14 protein-coding genes and 1 pseudogene are annotated in these 19,086 nt (G+C 42.2%); 8 read left to right on the top strand and 7 right to left on the bottom strand.

Going from position 1 to position 19,086, the window contains the following annotated elements:
• Positions 1 to 53 precede the first annotated feature (53 nt).
• The gene (locus PASHI_RS12005) at positions 54 to 2,030 is read right to left on the bottom strand and encodes a ligand-gated channel protein (protein ID WP_062565783.1); all 1,977 of its coding nucleotides are present in this window, start codon (positions 2,028 to 2,030) and stop codon (positions 54 to 56) included.
• Positions 2,031 to 2,148: 118 nt separating this feature from the next.
• Between PASHI_RS12005 and PASHI_RS12010 the strand changes: the two genes are divergently transcribed.
• On the top strand, positions 2,149 to 3,057 hold the full coding sequence (locus PASHI_RS12010) for a LysR family transcriptional regulator (protein ID WP_058584682.1): 909 nt from the start codon (positions 2,149 to 2,151) through the stop codon (positions 3,055 to 3,057).
• A gap of 58 nt (positions 3,058 to 3,115) precedes the next feature.
• Here the strand turns inward: PASHI_RS12010 and PASHI_RS12015 are convergent, their stop codons facing one another.
• A complete protein-coding gene (locus PASHI_RS12015) occupies positions 3,116 to 3,733 on the bottom strand; it encodes a LysE family translocator (RefSeq protein ID WP_062565940.1) in 618 nt (205 codons plus the stop codon).
• A gap of 91 nt (positions 3,734 to 3,824) precedes the next feature.
• Entirely contained in the window at positions 3,825 to 4,586 is a 762-nt protein-coding gene (locus tag PASHI_RS12020) for an SDR family NAD(P)-dependent oxidoreductase (RefSeq protein WP_205990975.1), read from the bottom strand.
• 106 nt (positions 4,587 to 4,692) lie between these two features.
• On the opposite strand from PASHI_RS12020, the gene PASHI_RS12025 reads away from it, so the two are divergent.
• A complete protein-coding gene (locus PASHI_RS12025) occupies positions 4,693 to 5,598 on the top strand; it encodes a LysR family transcriptional regulator (protein ID WP_082710918.1) in 906 nt (301 codons plus the stop codon).
• 68 nt (positions 5,599 to 5,666) lie between these two features.
• Here PASHI_RS12025 and PASHI_RS12030 read toward each other — a convergent pair whose 3' ends face one another.
• From PASHI_RS12030 to PASHI_RS12040, 3 genes are all read right to left on the bottom strand, one after another.
• The gene (locus tag PASHI_RS12030; protein WP_062565786.1) at positions 5,667 to 5,981 is read right to left on the bottom strand and encodes a helix-turn-helix domain-containing protein; all 315 of its coding nucleotides are present in this window, start codon (positions 5,979 to 5,981) and stop codon (positions 5,667 to 5,669) included.
• The gene (locus PASHI_RS12035) at positions 5,968 to 6,300 is read right to left on the bottom strand and encodes a type II toxin-antitoxin system RelE/ParE family toxin (RefSeq protein WP_062565787.1); all 333 of its coding nucleotides are present in this window, start codon (positions 6,298 to 6,300) and stop codon (positions 5,968 to 5,970) included. Before PASHI_RS12035 ends, PASHI_RS12030 begins: the two co-directional genes overlap by 14 nt.
• Before the next feature lie 229 nt (positions 6,301 to 6,529).
• The gene (locus PASHI_RS12040; RefSeq protein ID WP_062565788.1) at positions 6,530 to 8,983 is read right to left on the bottom strand and encodes a S9 family peptidase; all 2,454 of its coding nucleotides are present in this window, start codon (positions 8,981 to 8,983) and stop codon (positions 6,530 to 6,532) included.
• Between the two features lie 162 nt (positions 8,984 to 9,145).
• On the opposite strand from PASHI_RS12040, the gene PASHI_RS12045 reads away from it, so the two are divergent.
• The 4 genes from PASHI_RS12045 (at position 9,146) to PASHI_RS12060 (ending at position 15,112) form a co-directional block, all read left to right on the top strand.
• Entirely contained in the window at positions 9,146 to 10,153 is a 1,008-nt protein-coding gene (locus tag PASHI_RS12045; RefSeq protein ID WP_062565789.1) for a LacI family DNA-binding transcriptional regulator, read from the top strand.
• Positions 10,150 to 11,370 carry a glycosyltransferase gene (locus PASHI_RS12050; RefSeq protein WP_062565790.1) on the top strand — a complete coding sequence of 407 codons (1,221 nt, stop codon included), beginning with the start codon at positions 10,150 to 10,152 and terminating at the stop codon, positions 11,368 to 11,370. The genes PASHI_RS12045 and PASHI_RS12050 overlap by 4 nt, the downstream gene beginning before the upstream one ends.
• A gap of 149 nt (positions 11,371 to 11,519) precedes the next feature.
• Positions 11,520 to 12,746, top strand: coding sequence for a threonine/serine exporter family protein (locus PASHI_RS12055; protein ID WP_082401625.1), 1,227 nt, complete (start codon positions 11,520 to 11,522; stop codon positions 12,744 to 12,746).
• Between the two features lie 122 nt (positions 12,747 to 12,868).
• The gene (locus tag PASHI_RS12060) at positions 12,869 to 15,112 is read left to right on the top strand and encodes a tetratricopeptide repeat protein (protein ID WP_082710919.1); all 2,244 of its coding nucleotides are present in this window, start codon (positions 12,869 to 12,871) and stop codon (positions 15,110 to 15,112) included.
• A gap of 52 nt (positions 15,113 to 15,164) precedes the next feature.
• On the opposite strand, the pseudogene PASHI_RS22460 reads toward PASHI_RS12060, so the two are convergent.
• A pseudogene (locus PASHI_RS22460) lies at positions 15,165 to 16,660 on the bottom strand (arylsulfatase).
• A 394-nt stretch (positions 16,661 to 17,054) separates the two neighbouring features.
• On the opposite strand from PASHI_RS22460, the gene PASHI_RS12070 reads away from it, so the two are divergent.
• Positions 17,055 to 17,846 (top strand): hypothetical protein, encoded by a 792-nt coding sequence (locus tag PASHI_RS12070; protein ID WP_062565791.1) that lies wholly within the window; start codon positions 17,055 to 17,057, stop codon positions 17,844 to 17,846.
• 43 nt (positions 17,847 to 17,889) lie between these two features.
• Positions 17,890 to 19,059, top strand: coding sequence for a BamA/TamA family outer membrane protein (locus PASHI_RS12075; protein WP_240701537.1), 1,170 nt, complete (start codon positions 17,890 to 17,892; stop codon positions 19,057 to 19,059).
• The last annotated feature ends 27 nt before the right edge of the window (positions 19,060 to 19,086 follow it).

Below are 19,086 nucleotides of genomic sequence, written 5' to 3' on the forward strand. Positions count from 1 at the left end.
CCACCAATTAACTTAGTGGTTAAACCTGCAAATACGAATGACTTAATAATTATTTAAAAGTTAAAGCCTAGAGAAACCCAATAACGGCGACCATCTTCAACATATCCGTATTCATCTTCGGTGATTTCTTTATCAAACAGATTATAAACACCAAATCCTAACTTAATGCTGCGGCTTAAATCATAGTTACCACCAATATCAGCCAAGGTGTAATCTGGCGCAATTAAGCTGTCTTGCGACGGGCCTGTTGTAGGCTGGCTTTCTTCGCCGCGGTAATGAATACGCAGCCAGGTACCTAGCTTATCAACCGGGCGCCAATTAATTGAAGTTTGTAAAATATGCTTAGGTAATTGGTTAAGTGGGCTGCCTTTGTATTCACCGGTTTTTTGCTCAGAATCGGTGTAGGTGTAGTTGGCACTGACATCAAGCTCACTGGTAATGTCGTAAGATACTGATAACTCAAAGCCTTGCGTAACGGCTTCATCCACATTGACATAGGTCGTTGGCATCGAACCAAACTGATTTGGTCCATCAGTACACTGGGTGAGTGGGCACGAAATACGGGTAATTTTATCTTCAAACTCGTTGTAAAATACGGTGCTTGAAAGTGATAAATCACGGCTGGCATCATAGTAGATACCCATTTCGTAGTTTACTGATTTTTCAGGGCTTAAATCTGGGTTACCGTAAATATTACCACCTCGGCTCACTTGCCCCCAAGCTGCGGTAGATTGACGAATATTCGGCGCTCTAAAGCCTGTTGAGATACCGCCTTTCACCGTCAACGACTTAGTTGCTGTATACACACCATATAAACGCGGGCTGAAATGGCCTGAAAAATTACCATCATGGTCATAACGAAGACCGGTAGTGAGTTTAAACTGCTTGGTTGCAGCCCATTCATCTTCTGCAAATACTGACCATTGCTCGTTCTCAACATGCGTTAAGTCACTAATGCGGTTACTGGTGTAATCGTCCAGCTCTTCTTTTAAATATGACGCACCAAATGCAGCATTATGATTGGTAAATGGTAAAGTCCAGCTTGTTTGCGCATCGGTATTTTCGACGTACATTTCACGAGAGGTATTATCGAATTTGTCATACTTTAAGTAACTGCGTGATGAGCCAAAATCATAAAAACCATTATGGCTTAGTGAGTAGCTTTCTTGGTCGTACTCTGTGGTTGATGACTCTGGGCAACCATTACGGCCACAACTTTCACCTTCTGCTAAAGGAGCAACTGTTTTACCTAATGTTTCGTCGAGTTTTTGTTTTGCAGAGCCTACTTCAAGCATAATTTCATGGCTATCAGAGGGCGTTAAGATAAACTTTGCTTTGATGTTACTTTGCTCTTTACCACGAAAACCGGCTTCGAAATCGTCTTCGTCACGTTTTGAAAACTGACCTGATAACTGCATACCTAATAACTCAGGAATTAAGCCACCCGCAGTAAAGAAACTGCCTTGGTTTATATTACCCGAGTCACTTGATTCTTGAATCGTGCTATCTAAACGTAGTTCACCATACCATTTTTCTGGTGTTTTACGGGTAATAATATTGATAACACCACCAATTGCATCTGAGCCATATAGTGAAGACATAGGGCCGCGAATAACTTCAATACGCTCAATTGCTGAAATAGGTGGAGTCCATGCCCCCTCTACACCTGGGCCATCACTGTTTGGACGAGTTTCGCGTGAGGTTTGGCGCTGGCCGTCAATTAAAATCAAAGTATATTGACTTGCCATCCCGCGAAGACTGATATCTTTTCTGTCGCCACCACCTGTGACAACCACACCAGGAACGTCAGTCATCGCATCGGTTAAATCACGGTAAAAACGCTTTTCAAGCTGCTCACGGTCGATAACACTGATGCTGGCTGGCGCCTCTTTAAGCATTTGCTCGTAACCGGAAGCCGATACAACTATTACTTCCATGTCTTGTTTTTTGTCATCAGCGTATGCAAAATGGGAAAGACCTGCTAAAACAGCAGCAGTGAGTGGTAAAACAGAAGAAACAACCCTCGTCATAATAATACTCCGTGACTTTTTGTTTATAAATGATAATAATTAGCGTTTGCATACTAATGAGAAGTCCCGATTTTCACAATTTACGATTTCTTAAAACTGAATTAAGAAGGCCTGAACCATGAATTCCAAGCTGATAAAAACATTGCGTGTATTTTCTCGTACTGTTGAAACAGGCAACATGAGCAGTGCAGCTGCAGAGTTATCGATGACCACATCGGCTGTCAGTCAACACATTAAGCAATTAGAACAAGAAATCGGATTGAGCCTATTTAACCGTAGCCCGCGCGAACTGACTTTAACCGAAGCGGGCCACCTGTATTATCAAAGCTGTTTAAAAATACTGGCACTGGCTGATCAGGCCAGTACGCAATTGCAACAATTACAAAATAAGCCTAGTGGCGAGCTCAAATTAGTTGCGCCAGTGGGGTTTGGCGGTGGCCTATTAAGCGAGCCATTAGATCGCTTAATTAACGAGTTTGATGATTTACGTATTCAGTTAATTTTGACTGATGAGCCAATTGATATGATCAAATGCGGCGCTGACCTAGCGATTGCGATTGGCCCATTAACTGACTCAAACCTCGTTGCTCGTAAATTAGCAACTTGGCCGTTAAAGCTATGTGCTCATAAAGACCATGCAATTAGCAAACTCGATAAAGCCAATTGGGAAGACCTTGGCAACTTTGCCCGTATCGCCCACAGCAACGCCGACAGTAATGCGTTTAACCCGTCAACGCTGGCAAGCAAGCCGTTACCGAAAGCAAAGATCACCGTAAATAATATGCAAAGCTTAATTAAATTAGTGTGTGATGGTGTTGGCTATGGCGTATTACCAGAGCCAGAAGTCAGGCATTTACTAAAATCGAAAGAGCTGGTTGAAATCGCACCTGAGTGGGCAATGCCAAATTACACTGTTTATGCCGTAACACCAGCCAGAGACAGCTTAGCGGCAAAAACAAAAACTGCCATTGATACATTAAAACTGTGCTTTAACCATGTGTCTAAGCAAGTTGAGTTAGTTGATTAAGACGCTACAAGGATAATACCCATTTGCCGTATTCGGATGGGTATTATCCAAATTAGTATTAGCCTAGCGCCAGCCAAACGCCCACACACATCATTAACGCGCCAGCAATACGGTTTAACCACTTCACATTATCGCCTTTATCTAAAAACAGCCTTAAGCTCTTTCCGCCTGTTGCGTAAATCAACATACAGATAAATTCGCTCAGCATAATAATGCTCACTAATACCGCAAGCTGAGGAGCAACCGCTAAATCAACATTAATAAACGGAGGGAGTAAAGAAATCATAAATGCCCACCCTTTTGGGTTTGCAATGGCAGTGATATAACCCTGCGAAAATAATTGCCCACGACCAATTTGTTGCTGTGTATCATCGCTAGGTTTAAAGCTGGTTTTAGCGCGCCACATATTAACCCCTAGGTAAATTAAGTACGCACCACCTAAGTATTTTAAAAAGGCAAATAACTCAGGGTAATTAAGCATAATACTAGCAACCCCAATCACCGCAGCAATGGCTACCGTGGCAACGCCTAACACCTCGCCGACCATCATCCACAGCGTACGTCTAACGCCCACACTCATCCCTAACGTCATGGCAAGCGTCATACACATACCAGGTGTAATAGAAACAAAGAAAAAGGTCGGAATAAAAACCGCGAGTACTGCTAAATCGAGCATAAATGCAATCACATGTTTATTGCTTAAAAAGAGAAAGCGATTAAATCACATTCACTTAAATAAGCAAACAAACACGCGATTGCTAACAGGCTTATAAAAACATACCGCCCGATGCTTCTATTCGTTGCCCGGTTACCCAACGGTTTTCATCACCGAGTAATTGCGCAATCATAGGGCCAATATCATCAGCTTGACCAACGCGCCCCATGGCTGTAGATGAACTCACTAATTGAGCTACATGCTCATTATCACGGACAGCACCGCCACCAAAATCAGTGGCAATTGCGCCTGGAGCGACGATATTCACGGCAATATTGCGACCAGCCAGTTCTTTTGCCATGTATTTGGTTAATACCTCAACGGCCCCTTTCATGGTGGCGTAGACCGCTTTTCCTGGTAATGCAAAACGTGTCAGCCCTGAAGATAAGTTAATAATACGCCCACCATCATTGATCATCTCATGCAGTGTTTGCGTTAAGAAAAACACCCCTTTTACATGTACATTCATCAAATTATCAAACATAGCTTCACTGGTATCAGCAAATGCACTATCACTGCCATGGCCTGCGTTATTAATTAAATAATCAAATCGAGATGTTTGCCATTGTGTTGCCAAGGTACTTTCAAGTGTTTGTTTAAATTCAGCAAAACCTAAAATATCGCTCACATCAAGTTGAATGGCGACGGCTTTTGCCCCCAGTGCAGCTACTTCTTCTACAACCTGCTGTGCTTCATCTTTATGGCTTCTGTAAGTAAATACGCAATCAATGCTCTTACGTGCCAAACTTAAAACTGTATTTTTACCTAAACCGCGATTACCACCTGTGATCACTGCAATTCTATTGCTCATCATGTTTACCTTTTGCTTTGAAGTAATTGTGAGCAACCAGTATATTTACACTGCAAAACCAGATAAACCATGTAAAATTGAATTAACTGTTCGTAAATAACAAACAATCATGAATGAACTAAATGCCATGAAAACCTTTGTTCAGGTTGCAGAGCTAAAAAGCTTTTCAGCTGCAGCACTTGCACTGAGCATGCCTAAATCATCTGTCTCGCAGTTGGTCAAACAACTCGAAGATACGTTAGGTGCTCGGCTTCTAAACCGCACAACAAGACGAGTTACGCTGACCAACGAAGGCACGGTTTTTTATCAGCGCTGCAAAGATATGCTTGCTGATATAGACGAACTACAAACCCTATTTCATAAAAAAGACGAAGCGTTATCAGGGCGTCTTAGAGTAGATATGCCACAGCCAATTAGCAGACGTTTAGTGCTACCGAATCTAGACAGCTTTTTATCTGCACACCCGCAATTAGAGATTGAACTGAGTAGTTCTGACAGACGAGTTAACCTAATTGAAGAAGGCTTTGATTGTGTAGTGCGAGTCGGTAATTTAGAAGACTCATCGCTGATTGCGAAAAAAATTGGCCACTGCCCGATGATTAACTGTGTAAGCCCAGGTTATATTAAAAAACACGGCAACATCACAGAACTTAGCGATTTAGCCGAGCACTACATTGTTCGCTATAGCCAAACACTCGGCCAACTTGACCCCGGCTTTGAATACCAAGATACACAAGGCGATTGGCAAACCCTGACCATGAAATCACAACTTACAGTTAACAACACGGATGCCTACAAAGCAGCGTGCTTAGCAGGGCTTGGCCTTATTCAAGTGCCTCGTCATGGAGTTCTTGACGAGCTCAGCCGTGGTGAACTTATCCAAGTTTTACCTGACTATAATTTGCCGCCCATGCCTATGAATATCGTCTACCCAAATCGACGCCATTTACCAAGGCGTACCCGAGTGTTTATTGATTGGTTAAGCGAGCAATTAAAACCGATAACAAAAAGCTAGTGAGCTTATTAAAATAATGTAAGGAATAGTAATATTTCCAAAAAACACTCTTTTCCTAACGCTGAGAGTTATAGCTCAGCTATGTGCGAAAGAGTTTCAGGATGACGCTGAACCAACTTTAGAAGAGTTACTGCTTGCCCATTTGGTGCGCTTCGCCCCTGCTCCCAGTTTTCTAAGGTACGAGATGATGTGTGCAGCAAACGAGCGAAGACACCCCGTGACATATTAAATTGCTCACGAATACTTACAATTTCATCAGGTGAGATGTCTAACTCACTAATGTCGTTAATTTGATGCGTTTTAAGAGTTAGCTTGCCCTCTGAATGCTCTTTAGCCTCAACAAGTGCAGAACTTAACTCTGCAAATAAATCACGACTGCTCATTACGCCAAATCTCCATAAAAGCCTTTAAATGTTTCTTTTGATCTGCTGTTAAATCAGACATTTCACTCTTACCATAAATGGTCAATAAGTAGAAACGATGTTTTTCATCAAGGAAATAATAAATAACACGAAAGCCACCGCGCTTGCCCTTACCTTTGCCAGCAACTCGCACCTTACGTAAACCACCTGTACCTTGAATAACATCCCCCTGTTTAGGTTTAGACATTAATTCAGCTTGGAAAACCCTAAACTCTTCATCGCTAAGATACTCGTTACGGTACTTTTCAAATATAGTTGATTCAACAAATACACTTTTCATTGGCAAAGTATACGCAAACAACGTATAGATGGCAAACCTGTACGTGATTAACGTAGTTTTAGTATTTATAGCTAGATATCTTTGCTCGAATTTTCTTGTCGGTATCTGGAATTATAAACATGAACAACATTTCCTCTTATTTGCTAACCGTTTATCTACGAATAGGAATATGCAAGTAGGCAATACAAAAATCCCCGCTATAAGGCGGGGATTTTTAATATTTAACAAATTACTGAGTAACACCGTCAACGGCAACTGGCTCTGCGGGTTTTTCGTCTCTTAATAAGTATCTATCTAACCACTGCTCTTGCTCCCAAAGTACATGCAGCAAGCTCTTACGAGCGCGATAGCCATGCGCCTCATAAGGTAACATCACTAAGCGAGCTTCTTTACCTAAGCCTTTTAATGCAGCGTACATACGCTCACTTTGCATTGGAAAAGTACCCGAATTAGGATCTTCTTGACCATGGATCATCAGCATAGGCTCATTGATTTTCTCAGCGTGGAAAAACGGTGACATAGCCGCGTACACATCTTGCGCTTGCCAAAAATCACGCTCTTCACCTTGGAAACCAAATGGCGTTAGGGTGCGGTTGTAAGCACCACTGCGGGCAATACCGGTTTTAAATAAGTCGCTGTGCGCTAATAAATTCGCCACCATAAAGGCACCATAAGAGTGACCAGCAATGGCAATTTTGTTTTTATCTGCCACACCTTTTTCAACAAGTACATCAACCGCTGCCTTAGCACTTGCCACCAGCTGCTTACGGAATAAATCGTTTGGCTCTTTACCATCAACACCCACAATTGGCATCTTCGGGTCGTCAAATACAGCAATACCTTTTGCAAGATAAGGCATTGGCCCCCAATAACCGATATAAGTAAACTCATACGGCGACTCGCGCATTTGTGACGCAACGGCTTTATCTTTATATTCAAGCGGATAAGCCCACATTAGAACCGGTAACGGGCCTTGAGTTGAATCATAACCAGGCGGAAAATAAAGCGTACCACTAAGCTCAACGCCGTCATCACGCTTGTATCGAATTAGCTCTTTAGTCACCCCTTTAAATTCTGGGTAAGGGTGCTCAAAAGTCGTAAGTTGAGTCAGGGTTTTATCGTCTAGGTCGCGAATAAAAAAGTTAGGTTGCTCAGTTTTAGATTCGCGAATAGTAATTAAACGCTCGCCTTCATCATCAAGCATGGCACGCACACGCTCATAGTATGGCGCTTCTGATTGCCAAATGCGTGTTGTGGTATTAGTTTTTACATCATAACGGTCTAAAAACGGAATATTCCCCTGCTCAGATGCACCATTACCGCGTAAGAAAAGATAACGCCCGCCAACAACTTTTAATACATCAGCGCCCAAATCATTTTTTTCATAAATTGGGTAACCTGGGTTTTTGTAGGCATCGTTATAGCTGCGCTCAGAAAATAACACGCGATTTTTATCTGCATTACGTGGTTGAATAACAAATGTGCGAACTTGTCGGTCGCTAAAGCGCCATTCAGATAACAGAGCAACATTACCGTTGCCCCAAGTAATTGAATCAAAACGGCGTTCAACTTTAGCAAATAACTTAGCATCACGTTTAAATGGTGCTCTTAGGCTATAAAGGTAATCGTGATGAGGAACGTCGGTTTTCATATCACCGCCGTCTTGTGCTTCAGCCCAAATTACTTCAGCGCCTTGATCTGCTCGCCATTGAAATTCGCGGCGACCAGTACGCACACTGTCATAACCTTGTGGAATGTTATCTGCTAAAGGCTGCTTCGCAAGCTCTGCAAGCGTATAGCCACGCATTCCCCAAATTTGCCAAGTCGCAGCAAATCGGCTGTAAGGCACTTGATAAGAAAAAGGCTCATCAATCATGCCAACCAAAATATTGGTTGAATCAGGTGAGACCGAAAACGATTTAATTAAGCCCGGTTGACCAATTGGTTGGCCTTGACCACTAAGCGGAATATAAGTCAGCTGGCTTTGCGCAAAAAACTTAAATTGTGCTTCATCATATGGGCTAGTTAACAAGTTTTGATAAGTACGCGCAGGCGCTTTTTCACCACTACTTTGCTGAATAACTGGCACAATCTGCGAGCTGTCGTTGCTGATACGTGCTTTACCAATATTAACCGCTGCATTAGCTACAATGGCGCTGCTATCTGGCAACCAAGTATAAGGCGTGCGCGTTAGCACTGAATTAAGTGGTGTATCACTTAACTGGCGGGCTTGCTTAGTACTTACATTATAAACCCATAAGTTAGCACTCGATTCTTGCTCAACCACAAACGCCAAGTATTGACTATCGCTTGACCAACTTGGTGAGCGTAAAATGCCATTTGGCAAACCAGATACAACAATTTCAGAACCGGTTTCAACATGCTTAAGCACTAAAGATGTGAACTTATTACGCACTCTTGAGCGCGAAAAATTAGCAGGATTAAGCTTAATACCCGCAAGTTTCAACTCTTCTTTGGCTAAGTCTTGTAAGGTATCGATGCGTTTTCTATCAAATAACGCCAGCCACTGGCCATCATTCGATAAATAACTACTTGGTGCAAGCTTAGCATCAACCACAGCAGCCAGTGCAGGCGATGGAGTTTGATAACCTTGATTAGCAAAACTGGGTGTGCAAACAGCTGCGCCAATAACTAGCGCAAAAAGCAGTTTAAATGCTTTCATGTTCGTTCCTTTTTCGTTTTTATTTTCGATTCTGTAAACAAGTAGAACATGTTTGCAGCATTTCATAAAGAGTTTAGGCCCTTTTGGCAGCCAATCAGTGACTTAAACAGCTAAATTACGCTAAAATAAAAGCACTCTATTCGCCACTTTTTGCTAATAAAAATGAAAAAATCGACAGGCAAAGTCACAATTTGGGATGTTGCTGAACAAGCACAGGTTTCAAAATCAACGGTGTCTTTGGTCCTTACCAACAGTGATAAGGTCAGTAAAAAAAGTAAAGAAAAAGTACTGGCTGCCATTGATAAGCTTGGCTATGTGTATAACCGCGACGCTGCAGCACTACGCAGCAAGCGCTCAAACCTAGTCGCGTTGGTTATAAATGACTTAACCAACCCGTATTCAGCTCAGCTTGCTGTTGGTCTCGAAAAACACATCTTTGAGCTTGGCATGCTGCCAATGCTGGTGAATATTGCGGAGTGTGTCGAAAGGCAAACTCAAGTGGTGAAAACCCTAAAAGAATACAACGTATCGGCGTTTATTATGTGTCCGGCTCCGGGCACACAGCAGCAGTGGCAAGATGATTTAATAAATAGTGGTTTTCCGGTTATTAATATCATGCGTGAAATTCCCTTTTCAGCAGCGCCGTGTATTTTGCCTGATAACAAAAAAGGCACACATATTTCGACCAGCCATATTTTATCGCAAGGCATAGAAGAGGTAGCCTTTTTAGGTGGTACGGCAGAAATATCTGATTACCATGAACGTTTGAGTGGTTTTTTAGCTGCGCTTGAGCAATTTAATATCACTGACGAAAAACCCGTTATTCAAGCACCAACAAACCGCCAAGGTGGCCGAGAAGCCTTTAATACCCTTATAAAACAAGCGCCAAATACCAAAGCCATTGTCTGTTTTAATGATGTGATTGCTTACGGCGCGATTGAAGCTATGCGCCAACACGGCCTAGAGCCGGGTAAAGACATCAAAGTTATTGGCTTTGATGACTTAGAAGATTCGCGCTTAATGTTGCCTTCCCTTTCAACCATCGCCATTAATGCCGATGAAATCGGTAAACGCACCTGTCAGGTGCTAAAAGAACTATTAGATAAATCAACACCCCCAGTTCGCACCTTGGTGGATGTTAACTTAAAAATACGAGATTCAAGTCAATGAAAAAAGTGTTAGTGATCGGCTATGTATGGCCTGAGCCTAATTCGTCGGCAGCCGGCACCCACATGATGTCACTCCTGCGCACCTTTCGCGCAGAAAACTGGCAAGTCGAATTTGCAAGCCCTGCGCAAAAAACCGAACACATGGTGGATCTCAGCGAGGATGGCATTACCACACGGGTCATTGCATTAAACTGCTCAAGCTTTGATGAGTACGTGCAAGCGTATAACCCAGACATTGTGATGTTTGATCGCTTTATGATGGAAGAGCAGTTCGGTTGGCGAGTCGACAAATACTGCCCTAACGCTCTTAAAGTTCTCGATACCGAAGATTTACAGTGTCTAAGAAATGCCCGTCACGACGCTCATAAAGCAGGCCGAGAATTCAGCCATAGTGATTTACACAGCGATATTGCCAAGCGAGAAATCGCCGCTATTTTACGCTCAGACATCAGCTTAATTATCTCGCATTACGAGATGCAGCTACTCAATGACGTTTTCAAAGTCGATAACGCCCTACTTCACCACTTACCATTTTTGGTTGATTTACAGCATATCCCCACCAGCACCAAAGCATTTTCAGAGCGTAAACACTTTATGACCATAGGTAATTTTCGTCATGCGCCAAACTGGGATGCAGTATTGTACTTACAACAGATTTGGCCGCTGATCCGCAAACAATTACCCGATGCCGAACTCCACATTTATGGCTCTTACCCGCCACCAAAGGCAACAGCACTTAACAATCCAAAAACCGGCTTCTTGATCAAAGGCTGGGCTGATGATGCTTATCAAGTGATGGAAGATGCCCGAGTATGTTTATCGCCACTGCGTTTTGGGGCTGGTATTAAGGGTAAGTTACTCGAAGCGATGATCATGCAAACGCCGAGCGTAACAACTCCTATTGGCAGTGAAGGCATGCATCAAAATGAGCCTTGGTCAGGCGCAATCTGTGAAGATGCACAGCAATTTGCAGATGCAGCAGTGGCACTTTATCAAGATGAAGCGTTATTTACTCAGGCACAGCAAAATGGCCAGCAGTTATTGCAAAAATATTATGATAAATCAAAACTTCAGTCGCAGTTAATCGCTAAAATCACCGCCATTAGTGAGTCATTAGCGCAGCATAGACAGCAAAATTTTACCGGCCAAATGCTCAAACATCACACCATGCGTTCAACCCAATACATGGCGCAGTGGATTGAAGCAAAAAATAAGTAATTTTGCCGTAAATAACACTAGACATAGCAGCTTTTGTCGCTAAAATCGCGCTGGTCAATTTAAGCGATATAGTCTAGCGATTAGACTATATCTTATTGAATTTTGGTCTATCCTTAACTGAACAATTTAACCTTTGGTTCAAAACGCCTTTGAAAACCGCAACGTTTACTGAAAAACGAAAATTTATCGTGAAGCTTGGCAAAATGCTTCATAAATACGGTACACCTGCATACCGACTAGAAGCGCACTTAATGGAAGTTGCGACTTACCTCGGTTTGAAATCATCTTTTGTTATGTCGCCAACATCAGTGACATTTGTTATTTGGACAGATGGGCACGAAGAAGAGTACACCCATGTTGCGCGTGTTGATCCGGGCGATCATGACTTAGGCTCGCTGGCAGATACCGATGACTTAGTAAACAAAATGCTTAATGGCGAGCTGACGCTACAAGAGGTCGATAAACAGCTCGATATTATTTACACCATGCCAAACCCATATAATAAATTTATGACTGGCGTTGCGTTTGCGACTTCGGGTGGTGCATTTGCCATGTTGATGGGTACTAGCTGGAATGATGTATTTTGGTCAGCGCTTATTACCTTAGTGGTGTATTTATTTGTACTTTGGTCAACACGCTCTAAACGTGTTGCCCATATGCTTGAACCATTAGTTGCCATCGTATCGGCGATTATAGCCTGTGCTATTAGTGTCTATATTGACGCCCAAATTAACATACGACTAGTGGTACTTTCTGCCATCATTGTGTTTATACCCGGCTTAGCATTAGCCCTAGGTTTGGCAGAGTTAGCGGCAAGGCATTTAGTATCTGGTACAGCTCGGGTGATGGACTCATTCATGCTGCTGTTTAAGCTGTATTTTGGCGCCTTTATTGGTATTGGTATTGGTTTTGCTATTTTTGGCCAAAGTGACTTTGTGCAACCTGAGCCTTTACCCAAATGGACAGCTTGGCTAGCTATATTCATGCTATGTAGCAGCCTAATCGTGATTTTTAGAACCAAGCTAAAGCATGCAGTTTGGTCTATTGCATCTGGCTTTATCGCGTATGGTACAAGTATTGGTTCAGCCATGTACCTAGACTACACATTAGGTACATTTGTAGGCGCATTAGCCGTGGGCGTTTTTAGCAACTTATTCAACCGCGTTGTCAATGCTCCAGCCTCTATTGTAGCTATGCAAGGACTGATCGTATTGGTACCTGGTAGTAAAACCTATATTGGCTTGAACTCACTTATTGAAGGCCAAGATTTCGTTTATGCAGACCATATTGGCCAGCAAACATTTTTGATTTTCATGTCATTAGTAGCGGGGCTTATCTTTGCTAACGTCGCGCTGCCACCGAAGAAAAGTTTATAACTTACTAAGCCCGAGTTTCTCGGGCTTTTTTACATCCTCGTTTTAATAAGCCGACTTTGCTTATCAGCAACAAACTGATATAACTCTAAGTGCATGTGGTAAAAATAAAAAGGATTTATTCAGTGATAAGATTGGCTTGGCTGTTATGCAGCTTTTTCGCATTCAATGCGTTTGCAGAACCCCAGTGTATTAACTGTCATCAAAGCCAAGTTGAAGATTGGCAAACATCCCATCATTTTCATGCTATGGAAAAAGCCACTCCCACTACAGTGCTTGGTAATTTCAATGAGCAAACCCTTGACTACCAAGGTCAGCGAGCACGCTTTTATCAACAAGACCAACAACTTTTTATAAGCATGCCAAACCTTGATGGCAAGCTGACTGACTACCCTGTTTTATACACATTTGGCTATGAGCCATTGCAGCAATACATGTTTGATATGGGCCAAGGCCACATTCAGCTGTTTCCATTTGCATGGGACTCACGCAGTAAAGCACAAGGCGGTCAGCGCTGGTTTGTACTGCACCCGGAACAAAAAAAACACGACCTATTTCATTGGTCGCAAAAAGGCCAAAACTGGAATCACATGTGTGCCGATTGCCACTCAACTGATTTCAAAAAGCAATTTGACCTTAAAACGAATAGCTTTGATTCGAGTTATTCAAGCATTAACGTGAGCTGTAAAGCGTGTCATGGCGATCCACAAGCTCATTTAAAATGGGCTGATGGCGATAGCAGTATTGCCGATAAGGGCTTTACTCATAATATTAAAAAGCAAACTCCGCTTTTTACCCAAAAAGCCGATGGCAGTATGCAAAGCGTGCAGCCACTGGTAAAAAGCGAGCAAGTGCAAGTGTGTGCAACCTGTCATGCTCGCCGCTCACAGCTTGATGACCGCAAAGACCCTCATAGTTTTTTACAAAGCTTTCAAGGCTCTTTACTCACTCCTGAGCTTTATCATGTTGATGGTCAAGTGTGGGATGAAGACTATGTATGGGGTTCATTTTTACAAAGTAAAATGTTCAATGCAGGGGTTACCTGTAGTAACTGTCATAACCCTCATTCGGGTAAATTAAAGCTACCGGGCAATCAAACCTGTACGCAATGTCATAGCCAAGAGGTGTTCGATACGCCGAAACATCACGGTCATAAAGTGGCAAGTGAAGGTAGCCAATGTGTTGATTGTCATATGCCTGCCACCACCTATATGCAAGTTGATGCAAGGCGCGACCACAGCTTCCGGGTACCACGCCCAGATTTAACATTAAAAACAAATGCTCCAAATGCCTGTAATAGCTGCCATGAAGACAAGACGCCGCAGTGGGCGGTTAGCAAAATAAAAGACTGGCATCCAAATTCAAAACACCTTGGCACTGCGCATTTTTCTGAAGCGTTTTATGCCGCCGATAACCGTTTACCAAATGCCTCAACCATGCTGACCAAAATCGTGCAAGATAAAAGCTTTCCTGAGATTATTCGCGCATCAGCATTAAGCCGTTTAGCCACAAGCCCAGATAACAACGCTGTCGTTGCGATTGCTCGCTCAGTAAAAGACAGCGAACCATTAAAACGCCAAGCCGCCATTGAAGCGGCGATGCCATTTGATATCAATCAGCGCTGGCGCTTATTAAACCCGCTTTTAGATGATGAGCATTTACCCATCAGAGCCGAAGCTGCAAGAGCACTGGCGGCCATGTTAACTCAGCCGTTCCCTACTGGGCTCAACGAGCAAGACAGCAAACGCTTAAATGCAGCCCTTGATGAGTACAAAGGCATTCAACAATACCAAGCAGAGCGTGGCTATTCCCATACCAATTTAGGTAATCTGGCACTCACACTACAAAAGCCAGCGCAAGCCAAAACACATTACCTACAAGCAATTAGTGTTGAGCCTATTTTTGCTCCTGCTTATGTCAATTTAGCTGATTTATACCGAAACCAAGGCGATGAAAAAGCAGCGCAAGCTATCTTAAAACAAGGCTTAGACGTTAACGCAGAAAGCGGCGATATTCATTATGCTCTGGCAATGAGCCTTATTCGCACAAAACAAAAAGACACCGCCCTTACTCATTTACAAAAAGCAGTACAGTTTGCACAAGAAAATGCAAACTATCAGTTTACCTACGCCCTGCTATTACAAGATTTAGGCAATATGCCAGCTGCAATATCAGCCCTTGAGCGCGCTTTTAATCTAACACCAAATAACCCAGATATCAGCTACAGTTTGGCGCAGTGGTATGTGGCAGAAGAAAACTACAGCCAAGCGCTGTTTTATGCTAGAAACCTAGCCCGTTTGGTACCGGGTAACCAGCAAATTGAGCAGTTTGTGAAACAGCTCGAAATGATGAATAGTATTAATCATTAAGCATTAAAAAAGGGCCAAGTAGGCCCTTTTCAACTTAACTTATGGTCAATAATTAATGACCATAGTTTAGTGATTTTGCTTTTTCGATTGCTTCATTCACGTTAAGAGACGCTGACTCTTGACGCGGTGGGAACTCTACAAAAGATTGTACATGTTCGTTTAACTTAGCAATGATTGGCTGTAGCAACCAGCTCTTACGCATGATTTGGTGAAATCCTGTTACTCCATCATAGTGCTCTAATGGATCTTTACGTAAGTTAAATAGTTTAGGCATGCTATGAGTTACCATGTCTTCGTAATATAAGCCATTTGGTTTAGTCGCAAAGTGCATTTTCCATGGACCAAAACGCACTGCTGTAAGCTGTGACTCATAGTAATAGAAGAAATAGTTACGCGCAGACTTATCAGCCTTACCAGTCCAGTATGCTAGGTTGTTTTCACCATCAATATACACTTTGTCTGACTTTTTAAGCTTTTCACGTAAGTTCTTTTCGCCTAATGCAGCCGCAATTGTAGGGAAAACATCTTCATGCGATGAAATACCATTTAGCTTTAAGCCTTTTGGTATTTTGTTTGGCCAACGAACTAAGAAAGGCACACGTACGCCACCTTCCCAGGTTGTCATTTTTTCACCGCGGAATTCAGTTGTACCTGCATCTGGCCAGCTTGATTGCTCAGGGCCATTATCACTGGTGTAAATAACAATGGTGTTATCGGCAATTTTTAGCTCATCAAGTTTATCAAGCAGCTTGCCAACATGGCCATCATGTTCAATCAGGCCACTACCAAATACGTCTCTTCAGAGCTAATACCCGTCGCTAAATGACGGCTTTCTGGTTTTAAGTGTGTGTAAACGTGCATACGACTAGACGCATGCCAAATAAAGAATGGCTTTTTCGCCTTAACTGCACGTTCCATAAAGTTAAGTGAGCGCTCTAACACTTCTTCGTCAAAGGTTTCCATACGTTTGCGAGTAAGCGGGCCGGTATCAATGATTTTGCCATTAGCGTAAGATTCGATAACACCACGTGGACCAAACTTTTTCACAAACTCAGGATCTTTTGGGTAATCCGCTTGCTCTGGCTCTTCAGATACATTGAGGTGGTACAAGTTACCGTAAAATTCGTCAAAGCCATGCTTTGTTGGTAAGTGCTCATCTAAGTCACCTAGGTGGTTTTTACCATATTGCGCAGTCATATAACCGCGATCTTTTAAAAATTCAGCTAACGTAGGATCGGCTTCTTTTATGCCAAGTGGGTTACCTGGTTGGCCCACTGTTGTTAAGCCTGTTCGAATTGGTAATTGCCCCATTAAAAACGCAGCACGACCCGCTGTACAACTAGGTTGTGCATAGTGATCTGTAAACAATGCACCTTCGTTAGCAATGCGATCAATATTAGGGGTTGGGTAGGTCATACCGTGCGAGTATGCACTGAGTGAGATTGGCGCAACGTCATCAACCATAATGGCTAATACGTTCGGTTTATCTGCAGCAAGGCTTACCGTTGAAACCAAGCCACAGATAGCCGCCGCTATTAGTTTTTTCATAAATCATCCCTTTTCATTAATAGTACTTTTTACTCTAGATGAGCAGCTTTCAGTATAGATTAAAAAACAAACCAGTCTAGTCTCTAAAAGCGGCAAAAACGATTTAAATCAAATTTCCACAAAAATCACACATTTTTATTAAGCCACTGAAAAACAATAGCAAAACAATACTTAAGTGCTTTTTGATTGCCTCGTTTTATTTACTGAGGCTTGTTCGATTTTTGTTCTCGCATTTGTCACTATTTTTATGCTATTTTTATTTTAGAAAGGAATAAATTGATGCCTCTTTAGATAGAGGCTGAAGTCGAGAATTTATTAAGCTAAAAGTATCTAATTTCAACTTATATAAACTAAAAAAACATTAATTTTTCAAACTTTTGTGTAAGGAAAACACATGACTTCTCTTCGATTCCCCTCTTTACTAACGCTTATGATTGCAGCTTCGAGCCATGCGGCTGAGCAAAAAGAAGTACAAGACATGTCAGACCCTCTGGCCGTTTATACTCAAGTAGGAGTTGGCGCTACAAATAAAGGGCTCAATTTCAAAGTTGGCCAAGCATACGATACGGGCATAGCAACAACTGCCGGCATGAATGTGTTTGAAGTAAAAGGCATATATGGCGATGCGCTAGGCTGGGAGAGCGATAGCAAAACGACAGATTCAATTGACTCATTCCGCTTTCGAAACTTCTCAGTTGACTTAAGCACTATGAGTGCAACACAGATTGATGCCAACTATAACCTAAATGCCAACCTTGTTGCTGACGAAAGTATGGATGTTTCGTATAGCTATATAAAAGCACTAAAACCTATGGGGCGTTTTACCTTTTACCCGTTAGCTGGTGTGGGTGCATCGCTCGGTGAAAATACGTTAGAAGATGATGGTAGTCGTGACAGTGGTTATTCCATTATGGGAGCCTATGGTTTAGTGGGTATGTATGCAAAAATTACTATTAACGATAAAATTTGGCTTAACTACAATCCATTTTGGCTAACAACTATCGGCGGTAGCGATAACTATAAAGACCACTACTACGGTCTAAACCAAAGCCATATTTTGACTCATGAATTTGCAGCAAGTTACCAAATTAACCCGCGTATGAATCTACGCTATTTCGCAAACTGGAATGAAAACGTTGATTTTATGGATGGCGATCATCGTCTCGAATTTAATTATCAGCTATAAATTAAAATTTGAAATATCAAGAAACAACAAGGTAAGGGATTAAGTGAAAAAAGTTGTACTAATAAATATGCTTACAGCAAGTTTGCTAAGCACGCAAAGTTTTGCATCAAGTTACGATGAATATGCAATAAAACCTGCAGAGCAGCAGTTAAGTAATCAACAGCAAAAAGTTGATGAGCCCATTTCATTTTTACCCATACCGACTTTTATTACAGAGCCAGCTGTAGGGCCTGGGCTTGGTGTTGTTGGCCTTTTTTTTCATGATAACGAAAAGAAGGCCAAAAAGAAGAAAAAAGAAGGCTCTACCTTACCACAAAGCATTAGTTTAGTGGGCCTGATGGGCACTAAAAATGGTACCAAAGGCGGTGCTGTTGGCCACATTACCTTTTGGGATGAAGACCGAATTCGCTATCAAGGGATTGTTGGCTGGGCGAGTATAAACCTTGATTTTTATACCTTCGACGAGATCAAGCTACTCACACCATTATCGTTGAATATTGAAGGCCCAGCGGTGTTTCAAAACCTTAAGTTACGCTATGACGACAGTAACTTCTTTTACGGCTTTAAACAGATTTATCGTAAAGTAGAAATAAGCTTAGCCGAAAACCCTATCGAAGATTTTCTGCTCGAAAACAATATAATCAAGGACCACCTTTCACTTGATGTAAATACGTCAGGTATTGGTCCATTAATAGAATACGATAGCCGAGATAACCCCCTTAACCCTGAGCGCGGTTTTAATTATAAGGCCGAATATTTATATTATGATGAGGCTATTGGCAGTAAAGTTGATTACACGAGCTTAAAGCTTACCGCCTTAAATTACTGGCGTTACACCGATAAATTCAACTTTGCTCTGCGCATGCAGTATGACTCAGTTAACAACCGTGGTGAAAAACGCTTACCGGTTTATATTCCGCCAAGTATTAGCCTTCGCGGTGTGTCTGCAACTCGCTATCAAGGCCTTGATGTATTTGTTACCGAAGCAGAAGCGAGCTATAAAATCACTCACAAAATAAAGCTCAATGTGTTTACTGGTATGGGCTGGGCAGCCGATAACTTTTCTGACTTATCGAAAGCTGAAACCATAGATACTGTAGGTGCAGGCTTTCGCTATTTAATTGATGAACATTACGGTATTAGTATTGGCTTAGATGTAGCCCATGGCCCTGAGCAGAATGCAATTTACATTCAGGCGGGGTCTACTTGGTAATCCAAACTAATACTTTTGTTATTATTT

The sequence above is a fragment of the Pseudoalteromonas shioyasakiensis genome (genome assembly GCF_001550135.1).
GTDB classification, from domain to species: domain Bacteria; phylum Pseudomonadota; class Gammaproteobacteria; order Enterobacterales; family Alteromonadaceae; genus Pseudoalteromonas; species Pseudoalteromonas shioyasakiensis.

Excerpts from the sequence above, each read along its gene's own strand:
- PASHI_RS12005 (WP_062565783.1), bottom strand. The coding sequence starts at position 2,030 with ATGACGAGGGTTGTTTCTTCTGTTTTACCACTCACTGCTGCTGTTTTA.
- PASHI_RS12010 (WP_058584682.1), top strand. The coding sequence starts at position 2,149 with ATGAATTCCAAGCTGATAAAAACATTGCGTGTATTTTCTCGTACTGTT.
- PASHI_RS12015 (WP_062565940.1), bottom strand. The coding sequence starts at position 3,733 with ATGCTCGATTTAGCAGTACTCGCGGTTTTTATTCCGACCTTTTTCTTT.
- PASHI_RS12020 (WP_205990975.1), bottom strand. The coding sequence starts at position 4,586 with ATGATGAGCAATAGAATTGCAGTGATCACAGGTGGTAATCGCGGTTTA.
- PASHI_RS12025 (WP_082710918.1), top strand. The coding sequence starts at position 4,693 with ATGAATGAACTAAATGCCATGAAAACCTTTGTTCAGGTTGCAGAGCTA.
- PASHI_RS12030 (WP_062565786.1), bottom strand. The coding sequence starts at position 5,981 with ATGAGCAGTCGTGATTTATTTGCAGAGTTAAGTTCTGCACTTGTTGAG.
- PASHI_RS12035 (WP_062565787.1), bottom strand. The coding sequence starts at position 6,300 with ATGAAAAGTGTATTTGTTGAATCAACTATATTTGAAAAGTACCGTAAC.
- PASHI_RS12040 (WP_062565788.1), bottom strand. The coding sequence starts at position 8,983 with ATGAAAGCATTTAAACTGCTTTTTGCGCTAGTTATTGGCGCAGCTGTT.
- PASHI_RS12045 (WP_062565789.1), top strand. The coding sequence starts at position 9,146 with ATGAAAAAATCGACAGGCAAAGTCACAATTTGGGATGTTGCTGAACAA.
- PASHI_RS12050 (WP_062565790.1), top strand. The coding sequence starts at position 10,150 with ATGAAAAAAGTGTTAGTGATCGGCTATGTATGGCCTGAGCCTAATTCG.
- PASHI_RS12070 (WP_062565791.1), top strand. The coding sequence starts at position 17,055 with ATGACTTCTCTTCGATTCCCCTCTTTACTAACGCTTATGATTGCAGCT.